The 12443-nt window shown below is 62.7% G+C and carries 11 protein-coding genes; 5 read left to right on the top strand and 6 right to left on the bottom strand.

All coding sequences use genetic code 11. The annotated features are described in order from the left end of the window. Positions 1-214 precede the first annotated feature (214 nt). The 6 genes from LRO94_RS00775 to LRO94_RS00750 are packed head-to-tail and all read right to left on the bottom strand — an operon-like array spanning position 215 to position 5895. Positions 215-1147 carry a phosphatidate cytidylyltransferase gene (locus LRO94_RS00775; protein ID WP_032885177.1) on the bottom strand — a complete coding sequence of 311 codons (933 nt, stop codon included), beginning with the start codon at positions 1145-1147 and terminating at the stop codon, positions 215-217. A gap of 1 nt (position 1148) precedes the next feature. Continuing rightward, positions 1149-1769, bottom strand: coding sequence for a lysophospholipid acyltransferase family protein (locus LRO94_RS00770; protein WP_032885179.1), 621 nt, complete (start codon positions 1767-1769; stop codon positions 1149-1151). Positions 1770-1778: 9 nt separating this feature from the next. After that, positions 1779-2222, bottom strand: coding sequence for a hypothetical protein (locus LRO94_RS00765; protein WP_179179726.1), 444 nt, complete (start codon positions 2220-2222; stop codon positions 1779-1781). Further along, a complete protein-coding gene (locus tag LRO94_RS00760) occupies positions 2212-3510 on the bottom strand; it encodes a phosphatase PAP2/dual specificity phosphatase family protein (protein WP_032885181.1) in 1299 nt (432 codons plus the stop codon). Before LRO94_RS00760 ends, LRO94_RS00765 begins: the two co-directional genes overlap by 11 nt. A gap of 2 nt (positions 3511-3512) precedes the next feature. Further along, on the bottom strand, positions 3513-5267 hold the full coding sequence (locus tag LRO94_RS00755) for a bifunctional alpha/beta hydrolase/class I SAM-dependent methyltransferase (RefSeq protein WP_032885182.1): 1755 nt from the start codon (positions 5265-5267) through the stop codon (positions 3513-3515). A gap of 10 nt (positions 5268-5277) precedes the next feature. Further along, the gene (locus LRO94_RS00750; RefSeq protein ID WP_032885184.1) at positions 5278-5895 is read right to left on the bottom strand and encodes a CDP-alcohol phosphatidyltransferase family protein; all 618 of its coding nucleotides are present in this window, start codon (positions 5893-5895) and stop codon (positions 5278-5280) included. 320 nt (positions 5896-6215) lie between these two features. On the opposite strand from LRO94_RS00750, the gene hflK (LRO94_RS00745) reads away from it, so the two are divergent. The 5 genes from hflK (LRO94_RS00745) (at position 6216) to bufA2 (ending at position 12402) form a co-directional block, all read left to right on the top strand. Next, positions 6216-8120, top strand: a complete 1905-nt coding sequence (gene hflK / locus LRO94_RS00745) for a protease modulator HflK (RefSeq protein ID WP_179179727.1) — start codon at positions 6216-6218, stop codon at positions 8118-8120. Between the two features lie 9 nt (positions 8121-8129). Next, positions 8130-9119: a protease modulator HflC gene (gene hflC / locus LRO94_RS00740; RefSeq protein WP_371260679.1), complete on the top strand. Its 990-nt coding sequence runs from the start codon at positions 8130-8132 to the stop codon at positions 9117-9119. Then, positions 9116-10150 (top strand): protease modulator HflK, encoded by a 1035-nt coding sequence (hflK, locus tag LRO94_RS00735; RefSeq protein ID WP_179179728.1) that lies wholly within the window; start codon positions 9116-9118, stop codon positions 10148-10150. The genes hflC and hflK (LRO94_RS00735) overlap by 4 nt, the downstream gene beginning before the upstream one ends. Next, on the top strand, positions 10147-12033 hold the full coding sequence (locus LRO94_RS00730; protein ID WP_099601796.1) for a cation-translocating P-type ATPase: 1887 nt from the start codon (positions 10147-10149) through the stop codon (positions 12031-12033). The genes hflK (LRO94_RS00735) and LRO94_RS00730 overlap by 4 nt, the downstream gene beginning before the upstream one ends. A gap of 117 nt (positions 12034-12150) precedes the next feature. Further along, the gene (gene bufA2 / locus LRO94_RS00725) at positions 12151-12402 is read left to right on the top strand and encodes a BufA2 family periplasmic bufferin-type metallophore (protein WP_032884507.1); all 252 of its coding nucleotides are present in this window, start codon (positions 12151-12153) and stop codon (positions 12400-12402) included. Positions 12403-12443 lie beyond the last annotated feature (41 nt).

Below are 12443 nucleotides of genomic sequence, written 5' to 3'. Positions count from 1 at the left end.
GCGGGATGTTTATAGGGTTAGTGAGCGCCCATGCATGCCAGCGAGCGGGCGACCATGAGGTTGGCCATGTCCTTCAGGTGTCCGGCGGCTTTTGTGGGAGTGGGCGAGCTCCCGATGACGGTGGATCAGTCAACATCTTCAGCGAGTGACACACCGCCATCGGGAGCAAGCCCCTCCCACATTTAGCGCTCCATTGAGCTGAGAATGCTGGTGGTCAGGTCCACCAGTAGCGTACGAGGTGGAAGAAAATCGGCGCGGCGAAGCACACCGAATCCAGCCTATCCAGCATGCCGCCGTGGCCTTCGATCATATGCCCCCAATCCTTAACGCCCCGATCCCGCTTGATGGCTGACATGACGATCCCACCGGCAAAACCGAGCAGGTTGATCAGCAAGGCGATCAGGAACGACTGCCATGGGTTGAACGGCGTGGTCCACCACAGCGCGGCGCCGATCAGGGAGGACAGCAGAATCCCGCCGACAAAACCTTCCACGGTTTTGGACGGTGACAGGTTGGGCGCGATCTTGTGTTTGCCGAACAGCTTGCCGCACACGTACTGCAACACGTCCGAGAGTTGCACGACGATCACTAGATAGGCGATCAGCAGCAGGTTGCGGCCTTCGTAGCCGGGGATGTCCAACGTCAGCAGGGCCGGGACGAAAGACACGCAGAACACCGCGATCATCAAGCCCCATTGCACTTTCGAGGCACGTTCGAGGAAGTGTGTGGTGTCGCCGCCCAATGAGGCGAGGATCGGCAGCAGCAAAAACACGTACACAGGGATGAAGATCGAGAACAGCCCGTACCAGTCCGAATAAATCAGCAGGTATTGCAGCGGCAGGGCGAGGTAGAACGCGGCCACCAGCGCCGGGTAGTCGCTGCGTCGGGTCGGGGTGAGGGTGAGGAACTCGCGCAGGGCGTAGAAGGACACCGCGTAGAACAACAGGATCACCGCACCGGTGCCGAGCCAGAAGGCGATACCGATCACCACCACCATCACCCACCAGGCATTGATGCGGGCGTTGAGGTTGTCGATCACCGCGTTCGGCGTGCCACGGGTACGCAGTTTGAGGATCAGGCCGATCAGCGAGGCGAGTACCAGGATCGCGCCGATTCCGCCGAACAGCATCAGGGTTTGGCTATCCATGTCAGACATGCTCCGGGGCGAGGGCGAGCAGGGCGTCGCGTGTGCGGGCTAGAAATAGCGCCTTGTCTTCACCGTCTTCCAGTTGCAGCGGTGCACCGAAGCTGGTTGTGCATAACAACGGCAGCGGCAAAACGCGCCCCTTGGGCATGACCCGGTTGAGGTTGGCGATCCACACGGGGATCAATTCGGCCTGTGGGTAACTTTTTGCCAGGTGGTACAGGCCGCTTTTGAACGGCAGTAAGCCGTCCTCCGGATTGCGCGTGCCTTCAGGGAAGATGATCAGCGAATCGCCACCCTCCAACGCAGCGAGCATAGGCTGTAGAGGGTTATCCACAGGGTCCTTGCGTTCGCGGTCGATCAGCACACCATTAAACACGCGGTTGATGATGTAACGACGCAGCGCGCTTTTATTCCAGTAATCACTGCCGGCCACCGGGCGCGTGAATTTGCGCAGGTTTTGCGGTAACGAGGCCCACAGCAGCACAAAGTCGCCGTGGCTGCTGTGGTTGGCGAAGTAGATGCGTTGCACCGGCACGGGCGCGCAACCCAGCCACAGGCTGCGGGCGCCGGTGACGGTGCGGGCCATGGAGGTAATCAGCGTGGCGACCACAGGTTCGAACATGGGGATTCCTTATCCGGCGAAAGGCAGCCAAGGGCTGGCGAGGATCACGCCCAGGGTCAGCAGCGCTTGCGCGCCCAGCAGCCAGGCTTGTTTGCGCAACAATTTGAGGGCGCCGCGACGGCGCTCGGCCCAAGGTCGGCCGGCCCGATTGGGCGATTGCAGGCCGAGGGTCTGCAGGGCTTGGTCGAGGTCGGCGGTGCGCTCAGTATCGCGGGCCAGCAGGGCGAACAGGTCGGCGTCGAAGGCCACGCGCAGCGCCCAGTACTTTTGCAGCAGGCCGAGGATAATCATCCACAGGCTGAGCAGCAGGCAGATGATCGAAATACTCGCCATCAGCAATTGGGCCAGGCCGAATAGCACACCGGCCACGGTCAGTCCTGTGGATAACTGATCCAGCGAACGGCCACGGCGCAGCAGGCTGGCCACCACATGGAGTTCCATATCAGCGGGCATGGGGCAAACCCTCCAATGCTTCACGGTGAGCGGGGTGCAGGACCACATCGGTCCGTGCTGCACGAATAATAGTCAGCGCTTCGTCCACCGTCGTGGCGCGCCCGCTGTGCAACAGCCAGGCGGCGACGGCGGTCGCGCTGCGTGAGTAGCCGAGGGCGCAGCACACCAACAGCGGGCCGCGTGCGCGGAGGCGTTCGATGGCTTCAGCAGCTTGCCGGCATTCGGTGGGTGTCGGCGCTATCAGATCGAGCACCGGGATGCATTGATACGCGCGGCCCTGTGGATTAATCGGCAGTTCGGCGCATAGATCCACAATGGCGCTGAATGAACTCTGCTCCTTTGAGGTAGGAATCCGCCCCAGCCAAACGTTATCCACAATCACGTTGGGCTGTGGATGGTTGCGTGTCCACAGCCGGGAATTGATCCAGGCAGCCACTAGATAGGGCGCATATAACCAGCGCGCGGCGGGTGTGAGCTGACCATCAGCGCGCTTCTGGAAACCCGCCGCGCCCAGCACGAAGTAATTCGCCTTGATCAGCCCAAGGGAAACCGCTGGCCACAGCAGCCACAGCCACCAACCGCCCAGGCTTAACGCCACGATGATCAGCGCCAGGGCGCCCAGGCCGTAGCGCACGCCCAGCTGCCAGCGCTTGCGGTCTTGGGTAAGCCGCGTATTCAGCAGCGGGCTCGGATGTTCGAGCGGCCACAACCACACGCAAATCCAACCCGCGAGGGCGCCTGTGGGTAAGTCGATAAAGTGATGTTGATAAGTGGTCAGCACCGAAATTCCGATCAACGCGAACCAGCCATGCACCAGCCAGCGCCAGAAACCTTGGGTATGACGTTGGAACATGACCCACAGGATCACCAGCAGCGCGATGTGCAGCGACGGTGCCTGGTTGAATGGCTTGTCGAAGCCCGCCAACACCGCAAACAACCAGCCAAACACGCCATCCAGCTCGGGCCGCTCGAAGGTGAAACGCAGTGGCCAGATCAGGAAGCAGCTCACCGCGATCACCTGGGCACTCAGCAGGCGCAGTGCGTGTTGCTTGAGTTCATGACGGGTGCTGGGCAGCAGCAGGGAGAAACCGTAGAGCAGGTCGATGGACCAGTAAGGCACGATGGTCCAGGCCCAGAACGGCATATGGGTTTCCCAGCCGAACACCAGCGTGCCCACGTCGCTGCGCTGGCTGGTGACCCAGGTGGCAAAGCCGTAGGTGCTGAAGAACAACGGCGCTAATAGCAGCAGCCACAGGACGGCTGGTTTCAACAAACCGGGTTCGCGCATGCTCAGATCTTCTGTGCCAGTGACACGGTAAAGATGCCCCACTCATCCACACGCTGGGTGATTTTGCGGAAACCGGCGGCTTCCACCAGTTGGTCCATTTCCGCCTGGCTGCGACGGCGCATCACCCAGGCCTGGCCTTGGCGATGGCTGGTCAATGCGCGGGCAATCAGCTCCAGTTGCGGGTGCCATGGCTGGCCGGTGTACACCAAGTAGCCACCGGGTTCGACCGCTTCGGCGAGGCCGGCCAGCGAACCGCCGACCATGCTGTTATCGGCAAACAATTCATACAGCCCAGACACCACCGCCAACGTCGGCTTGGGTTCCAGCGCCGCCAGGTCCGCGCGATCAAACGCATCGCCTTTGACGAACTGCGCGATATCCCCCAGGCCTTTCTCGCGGATCAGCGCGCCACCGTCGCGCACGTTGATATCGCTGTAGTCGCGCAACAGGATCGATTCCGGCAGCGGCGACACGCCCTGCAAGGCCTCCAGAATGTAACGCCCGTGGCCGGCGGCGATGTCGACGATACGTACTTCACGCTGTTCATCCCGCAACTTGGCCATGGCCAGGCGCAGCAGTTCTTCGACGTTCAGCTTGCGCTGACGGATGCCGCGCCAGCCGATGGAGTTGAGGTAGTTGGTGTCGATCATCCGCCCCAGCCCGCCCTTGCCGGTGGGTTTGTTGCGGTAGACGTAGTCCAGGGTACTGCCGGAGTCGAAACCGGTGTCGAAGCCCAGTTTCACCCCATCTGACAGGTTCTTGCCCAAGCCCATGCTGGCGCGGGTCATGCGCCAGTACAGGTCACGCAGGGAGTTGCGCGGCAGCGGCGCGGCGAGGGATTCGGACTCGGCGCAGGTGGCGCCCAGTTTGTCGGCGTCGAGCAGGGAGGCGCGGTCCAGCGGGTGAGCAAAGTTTTGCAGGATAAAGCGCCTGGCACTGCTCACCGCCACGGCGCGGTCACGTTCGCCGAGGGTGTCGTGGAAAAAACCGGGCAGGATATGCAGCTCTTTTTTCAGGCTGCCTAGGCGGTCGAAAAATTGCTGCTGGGGTTTGCGATGCACCACGAAGTCGGAGCCGGAGATGAGCAACTGAGTCGGCACTTGGATGGCCTGGGCATCCGCTACAACCCGGTCGGCTGCTTCGTACAGACCCAGCAGCACATTCACTGAAATCGCCTTGGTGATCAGCGGATCGCTGTCGTAGGACGCCACTCGCTCCGGGTCATGGCTGAGGAACTTGGCCTTGACGTAGCTGTTGACGAAAAAGTTGCCGCGAAACTTGCGCATCAGCGCCAGGCCTGGACGAGCGAACGGCACGTACAGCTTGACCTTGAACGCTGGCGAGGCGAGCACCAACGCGCGGATTTTCGGCGCGTAATCGTGCACCCATGTAGCCGCGATTACCGCACCGACGCTTTGGGCGATGACAGCGAAGTTTTCCTCTTCGATGCCGTAGGTGGCGCCGATATGGTCACAAAAGGTTTGCACGTCGCGGGCGCTGGTGGCGAAGCTGGGGCTGTCACCGCGCTCGCCGGGGGATTGGCCGTGGCCGCGGGCGTCCCAGGCGAAGAAGTCGAACTGGGGCAGGTTCAGCTCATCGACCAGATGGGCGATGCGGCCCGAATGCTCGTGGCCGCGATGGAACAGCACGATCGCCTGGCGTGGCTCGCCATCCGCAGGGGAAGTGGCCGGCCAGTGTCGGTAAAAAAGCTCGACGCCATCATGGGTACTGAAGGTGTGTGCTTGCTGTTCGCGCATCGCAAAATCCTTATGCAGAAGGGGAAGGGGTTTCTTTCAGGCCTTGGCGTACGCGGTTGACCAGGGTGTAGGCGAGCAGGGCGGCGACCAGCCACATCACCGTGTCGACCCAACCTGCGCCGAGCCAGCCCAGCGCTACACCGGTGGCCAGCACGCCGAGTACAAACGCCCGATCACTTTTGCCCATCGGCCCGTCGTAGCGCCGTGAAGCGCCGACCATGGGCCCGAGCACACCGGCGTATTCGCTGAATACCGCCAGCAATGCCACCAAGAGCACCGGCGCCAGGCTCACGCCCGGGATCAGTGCAAAGGGCAGGATCAGCGCGCTGTCGGCGATCACGTCGCAGAGTTCATTGAGGTAGGCGCCCAGGCGCGACTGCTGGCCGAATTCACGGGCGAGCATGCCGTCGATGGCATTAAGGGCCATGCGCGCAATCATCCACAGCGGGATCAACGCAAACAGCCACAGGTGTTGGGCGAAGCTGGCAATCAGCAGGCCCACCAGCAGAGAAATCACTCCGGCCAGAACGGTGATTTGATTGGCGGTGGTGCCGTTGTCGTAGAGGCGCTGCACGAGAGGACGCAGCAGGTTTTGAAAACGCGGTTTGAGCTGATAGATCGAAATCATGGGGGGTGACGCTTCCTTGTCCGTGAGCCCGCGAAAAACTGGCTTGGAGTGTGCCGATTAATCATGAGATCTACCAGTGATGGCTCGTGTTTATGGGGGTTTAGTCACGCTCTGGAGAGCACTGAGAAACAAATGTAGGAGGGGGCTTGCTCCCGATGGCGATGGATCAGCCAGCACAGGCACCAACTGACAGGTCGTTATCGGGAGCAAGCCCCCTTTCACAGGGGATGTGTGTCGTGTTCAAAAGCGCTTTTTGACGAACAAAAATTTCACGTCGCGTGTTATATCGTAACGAATTGTGTACAGGCGGGCGTGTTGGGATGCAAGTGGATCTAGAAGCTGACGGCGCTTCTGTAGAAGGCCTCGCGCGCTTTCAACAGGGGCAGTTCCATGCCCGTCGATTGCGTCAGGCCGGTATCAGCCTGACAGTGCTGGCCGTCGCCGGTTGGGTGCTGGCGCTGTTTGTCGCCTTGTTTGCGCCGCTGTCGATCTGGCCGGTGGTATTGATCAACAGCGCCTGCGCGTTGCTGGTGCTGGTGGCGGGTTTGCAGTCGGCGTGGTGGGTGGCCGATTGGCGCGCCCAGGCGCTGGAGGAACCCGCGGTTGAAGTACCGGTTGAGCAAACGGGCCGGTACGCGCGACTGGTTGGGCGCTTTGGCAAGCAGATTGGCGCGCCGGTGTTGTGGCTTGGCGGCTGGTCGCTGCTCGCGCTGGTTAGCGTTATCGAATTCTGGAACCTGGCGTTGCCGGCTGCGGCTGTAGGTCAGTCCGCCAGCATTGGCGCCGCGTTGGTCTTGGCCCTGGCGTTTGGCTTGCTGGTGTTCGAACGTCGCCTGGCCCAGGAAACCGCCGCGCAATGGCCGGAAGCTTCGCAACTGGCGCAGTTGAGCCGAGTGGCGATCAGTTGCCTGGTGGTCAGCGCGATTTGCCTGCTGTTTGCCGGTGCCGAGTCCGTGTGGCCGTTGCGTCTGGCGGTGTTGATTGGCCTGCTGCCGGCACTGGTGGCGGCGGAGTTTCTGCTCAGGGGCGCGTTGTCATTGTTCAGCCCGCGCCAACCGCATCTTGAACCCCGCCTGATGGCGCAAAGTTTTATCGCTGGTTTGCTGCGCTGGCCGCCACAACCGTTGCTGGCGTTGCAGCACGAGTTGCACAACCGCTTCGGCATTGACCTGCGTCAGATCTGGGCCTTTACCTACATGCGCCGCGCATTTTTTCCGGTGCTGCTGGTGGTGCTGGCGATCGGTTGGGCGCTGACCGGTGTGCATGAAGTGCCCCTGCAAGGCCGTGGGATCTATGAACGCTTCGGCAAACCGGTGCAAGTCTTCGGCCCTGGCCTGCATGCCGGGTTGCCTTGGCCATTGGGTCGCGTCATTAAAGTGGAAAACGGCGTGGTGCATGAATTGGCCACCAGCGTCAGCGAAACTGCTTCGCCCGAGCTGACACCTGCGGAAGGTCCGGCGCCGTTGATTGCCAATCGACTGTGGGACGCCAGCCATGTGAATGACAAATCCCAAGTCATCGCCAGCAGCAGCGCCGATAAGCAGGGCTTCCAGATCGTCAATATGGATGTGCGCTTCGTCTACCGCATTGGCCTTACCGACGAGGCCGCGCTGGCGGCGACGTATAACAGCGCGGATGTACCGACCCTGATCCGCAGCACCGCCGGCCGCATCCTCGTGCACGACTTTGCTTCGCGCACTCTCGACGAATTGCTCGGCGAACAACGCACTAGCTTGGCTGACGAAGTGGGGCGCGCGGTGCAGGCGGATCTGCAGAAACTCCACAGCGGTGTGGAAATCCTCGCCACCGTTGTGGAAGCCATCCACCCACCGGCCGGTGCCGCCAACGCCTATCACGGCGTGCAAGCTGCGCAGATCGGTGCTCAGGCCCTGATCTCCCGCGAGCGCGGAGCCGCCAGTGAGCAGACCAACCAGGCCCTGTTGCAAGCCAGCATTGCCCGCGATCAAGCCACGGCCACGGCCCATGAAGTGAATGCTGGCGCACAGGCGGCCGACCTGCGTTTCGCCGCCGAACAAAAGGCCTATGCCAGTGCAGGCCAGGCCTTCGTGTTGGAGCAGTACCTTGGCCAACTCAGCCAGGGCCTGGCCCACGCCAAACTGCTGATTCTGGATCATCGCCTGGGCGCCGATGGCGCACCGACGATCGATCTGCGTTCTTTTACCTTGCCGGCCGATCCCTCGGTGCCGCGTAAAGCCGTTCAATAAGGAGTCTGTCTGTTGAGCGCTCATTCTCACGATCACGGTCATCACCATCATCACGGCCACCACCATCATGGTGATGAGCACGCTGCTGGCCCATTCCCTTGGCGGCGCATGGGCTGGGCCGTGTTGCTCGTATTGTTTGCGGTCGCTGCGGCAAGCCTGGTGCAAGTGCGGTCCGGCGAAGCCACGGTGATTACGCGGTTCGGCAACCCGTCGCGGGTGTTGCTGGAGCCGGGCCTTGGTTGGCGCTGGCCGGCGCCGTTCGAAGCGGCGATCCCGGTGGACCTGCGCCTGCGCACCACCTCCAGCGGCTTGCAGGACGTGGGCACCCGCGATGGCTTGCGCATCATCGTGCAGGCCTATGTGGCGTGGCAGGTGCAGGGCGATGCCGACAATGTGCAGCGCTTTATGCGTGCGGTGCAGAACCAGCCGGATGAGGCGGCGCGGCAGATTCGCACTTTCGTCGGCTCGGCACTGGAAACCACGGCGGCCAGTTTTGACCTGTCCAGCCTGATCAATACCGACGCCAGCCAGGTACGTATCGCCGATTTCGAGGCGCAGTTGCGCCAGCAAATTGATCAACAATTGCTCACTACCTACGGCGTACGCGTGGCCCAAGTCGGTATCGAGCGGCTGACGTTGCCCTCGGTGACGCTGACCGCCACCGTCGACCGCATGCGTGCCGAGCGCGAAACCATCGCCACCGAACGCACTGCCGTGGGTAAGCGCGAAGCGGCCCAAATCCGTTCCGCCGCCGAGCGCGACGCGCGCATCGTGCAGGCCGACGCCACGGTGAAAGCCGCCGATATCGAAGCGCAATCGCGTGTCGAGGCCGCGCAGATTTACGGGCGGGCCTACGCGGGTAATCCCCAGCTGTACAACTTACTGCGCTCGCTGGATACCTTGGGCACGGTGGTGACGCCGGGCACCAAGATCATCCTGCGCACCGACGCCGCACCATTCCGTGCGCTGGTGGACGGACCGAAGGACGTCCAGCCATGACCGAGCGTGACAGCCCGGACAGCCCATGGATTCAGGCCGGGCGCCTGACGTTCATGGCGCTGTACGCGGTGACTGTGTTGGCGGCATTGGCCTGGGCATTTTCCAATGTGCGCCAGATCGACCCGCAGAACCGCGCCGTGGTGCTGCACTTCGGCGCCCTCGACCGTATTCAGAATGCTGGCTTGCTATTGGCCTGGCCGCAGCCATTTGAGCAGGTGGTGTTGCTGCCGGCCGCCGATCGGGTGATCGAGCGGCGGGTGGAAAACCTGCTGCGTTCGGAGGCGGCGGTGCAGGCTGACCGCGTGGCCAGTTTCGCCACGCCCTTGAGCGATGCCATGGCCGGCTCCGGCTACCTGCTGACCGGGGATGCCGGAGTGGTGCAGCTGGATGTGCGGGTGTTCTATAAGGTCACCGAACCGTATTCCTTTGTATTGCAGGGCGAGCATGTGTTGCCGGCCTTGGATCGCCTGGTCACGCGCAGCGCCGTGGCCCTGACGGCGGCGCGGGACCTGGACACGATTCTGGTGGCGCGCCCGGAACTGATCGGCGCCGACAATAGCGCCGCCGAGCGTCGTGAACGGTTGCGCGGTGACCTGGTGCAAGGCATCAATAAGCGGCTGGCGCAGTTGACCTCAAGCGGCTTGGGCTTGGGGATCGAAGTTACCCGTGTCGATGTGCAGTCGAGCCTGCCGGGCCCGGCGGTGAATGCGTTCAATGCGGTGCTGACGGCCAGTCAGCAAGCCGATAAAGCGGTGGCCAATGCGCGCACCGAAGCGGAAAAGCTCACCCAAACCGCCAATCAGCAAGCTGACCGTGTGGTGCAGGTTGCCCACGCCCAGGCCAGCGAACGCTTGGCCAACGCCCAGGCGCAAACCGCCACCGTCGCCAGCCTCGCCCAGGTCAAAGACCCGGGTTTGCTTCTGCGTCTGTACCGCGAGCGCTTGCCGAAGATTCTCGGCCAGGCGGGCTCCGTGACCACGGTAGACCCTAAAGACGACTCCCGCTTGATCATCCAGGGAGCCGAGCAATGAGCGCACCTATGTTGACGTCCGCCGAGCAGCGCAGCGCTGCCCGGCAATTGACCCTTGCCATGCTGGCCTTGGGATTACTCGTGCTGGGTCTGGTGTGGCGCTGGCTGGCGCCGGACCAGACTGGCGTCAGTCAGCTATTACTGGGTGTGGCATCACTGCTGGTGGCCGTGCCGGTGATGCGTTCGGCGTGGTACAGCCTGCGGTTTCCCAGCCTGCATGGCATTACCGATCAACTTATCGCCTTGGCCATGCTTGGCGCCTGGGCTACTGGGGATCTGCTGACGGCGGCGTTGCTGCCGATCATCATGATCTTTGGGCATGTGCTGGAGGAGCGCAGCGTGATCGGTTCCCAGGAAGCGATCCATGCTCTGGGCAAACTGACCCGCAGCCATGCGCGGTTGGTGCAGGCCGACGGCAGCATTGTTGAAGTGGACAACGGCACGCTGAACACCGGCGATATCGTGGAAGTGCGCGCCGGTGACCGTGTGCCCGCCGATGGTGTGGTGTTGTCGGGCCAGGCGAGTCTGGACACGGCGCCGATCACCGGTGAGTCGGTGCCGTTGGAAGCCAGCGTCGGCGTGCAGGTGTTTGGCGGGGCGATCAACCTCGACGGTCTGCTGCGCCTTGAAGTGACGCGCACCGGCAACGAGTCGACCTTGGGCAAGGTCATCGCGCTGATGCAGAACGCCGAGCGGTCCAAGCCGCCGATCACGCGACTGCTGGAGCGCTATGCGGGCAGTTATATGGTGTTGGTGCTGCTGCTGGCGGCGGTCACCTGGTTTGTGACCAATGACGCCCAGGCGATGCTCGCCGTGCTGGTGGCGGCGTGCCCCTGTGCGTTGGTGTTGTCGGCACCTGCCACGGCGATTGCCGGGATCGCCGTGGCGGCGCGCCATGGGATTCTGATTCGCAGCTCGGCGTTCCTGGAAGAGCTGGCGGACTTGACCTCGCTGGTGGTCGACAAGACCGGCACCCTGACCTTTGGCACGCTGCGATTACAGTCCATCGAAACCCTTGAGCCGGACCGGCAGGCGTTGTTGAATCTGGCGGCCAGCCTGGGCTCGGCGAGCAGTCACCCAGTCAGCCGCGCGCTGGCGGGGTTGGCTACCCAGCAACAACTGTTGATGCTGACCGACATCCGCGAACGCCAGGGCCTCGGCGTGGTGGCGCAGACCGAGCAGGGCGAAGCGGCCCTTGGGCGTCCGGAGTTGTTCGAGCAGTTGGGCATTGCCACCACGGGCGTGCCCAACCATGACGGCCCGATTGCCGGGCTGGCCCTGAACGGGCGATTTCTCGCCTGGCTGTTGCTGGCTGACAGCGTCAAGCCGGAAGCCCGCCTGGCGCTGCAAGAATTGCGTGAGCTGGGCCTGGGCCGCCAATTGCTGCTGACCGGCGACCGTCAAAGCGTGGCCGACAGCTTGGCCTTGGACGTGGGCATCAGCGATGTCGAAGCCCAGGCGTTGCCTGAGGACAAGCTCAACCGCGTGCTGGGCGAAATCGGCAGCGGCTTTCGGCCAATGGTGGTGGGCGACGGGATCAATGACTCCCTGGCGCTCAAGGCCGGCGTGGTGGGCGTGGCAATGGGGGCGGGCGGGGCGGACATCGCGCTGGCTTCGGCGGACGTGGTGCTGATCGGCAGCGACCTGCGCCGCCTCGGCACCTGTGTGCGCTTGAGTCGCCAGTGTCGGCACACGTTGCAGGTCAATGTGATCATCGGTCTGGGCTGGACGCTGGCGATTGTGGTGTTCGCCGCATTTGGCTGGTTGGGGGCCGCAGGGGCAATGATCGCGGCAGTGTTGCACAACCTCAGCACGTTGCTGGTGCTGGGTAACGCCGGGCGTTTGCTACGCTTCCACGAGCCGCTTTTGAAACTCGACGAATAATTTTCAGCAATATTTGCGCACCGCTGTAACGCCGGTGGGGGGCCTCACTCTAGTGGTGTGTCGAGACTGAACAATCCGTTCAGACCGACGCCACTACTGATCATGAGGAATACAACAATGAACATTAAATCCGCCGCTGCTGGTGCCGCTTTCGCGATGGCCGCCGCTACCATGTTTGCTGGTGTCGCCACCCAGGTACAAGCCGCAGACGCGCCAGTGCATTGCTACGGCGTAACCTCCTGCAAGGGCATGAACGACTGCAAGACCGCTGAAAACGCCTGCAAAGGCCAGGCAGAGTGCAAGGGCCACGGCTTCAAGGCTATGACCAAGGCAGCCTGTGACGCGGCTGGCGGCAAAGTCGGCGAATAACCGGCAAACGAGTGCAACCGCAGCGGCAGCCCCCCTCCGCT

Source organism: Pseudomonas sivasensis, assembly GCF_021391435.1.
GTDB classification, from domain to species: domain Bacteria; phylum Pseudomonadota; class Gammaproteobacteria; order Pseudomonadales; family Pseudomonadaceae; genus Aquipseudomonas; species Aquipseudomonas sivasensis.
The sequence above is the reverse complement of the archived record's forward strand: the minus strand, read 5'-3'. Positions and strand labels throughout refer to the sequence as shown.

Excerpts from the sequence above, each read along its gene's own strand:
- LRO94_RS00765 (WP_179179726.1), bottom strand. The coding sequence starts at position 2,222 with ATGCCCGCTGATATGGAACTCCATGTGGTGGCCAGCCTGCTGCGCCGT.
- LRO94_RS00760 (WP_032885181.1), bottom strand. The coding sequence starts at position 3,510 with ATGCGCGAACCCGGTTTGTTGAAACCAGCCGTCCTGTGGCTGCTGCTA.
- hflK (WP_179179728.1), top strand. The coding sequence starts at position 9,116 with ATGACCGAGCGTGACAGCCCGGACAGCCCATGGATTCAGGCCGGGCGC.
- LRO94_RS00750 (WP_032885184.1), bottom strand. The coding sequence starts at position 5,895 with ATGATTTCGATCTATCAGCTCAAACCGCGTTTTCAAAACCTGCTGCGT.
- LRO94_RS00770 (WP_032885179.1), bottom strand. The coding sequence starts at position 1,769 with ATGTTCGAACCTGTGGTCGCCACGCTGATTACCTCCATGGCCCGCACC.
- LRO94_RS00755 (WP_032885182.1), bottom strand. The coding sequence starts at position 5,267 with ATGCGCGAACAGCAAGCACACACCTTCAGTACCCATGATGGCGTCGAG.
- LRO94_RS00775 (WP_032885177.1), bottom strand. The coding sequence starts at position 1,147 with ATGGATAGCCAAACCCTGATGCTGTTCGGCGGAATCGGCGCGATCCTG.
- LRO94_RS00730 (WP_099601796.1), top strand. The coding sequence starts at position 10,147 with ATGAGCGCACCTATGTTGACGTCCGCCGAGCAGCGCAGCGCTGCCCGG.
- bufA2 (WP_032884507.1), top strand. The coding sequence starts at position 12,151 with ATGAACATTAAATCCGCCGCTGCTGGTGCCGCTTTCGCGATGGCCGCC.
- hflK (WP_179179727.1), top strand. The coding sequence starts at position 6,216 with ATGCAAGTGGATCTAGAAGCTGACGGCGCTTCTGTAGAAGGCCTCGCG.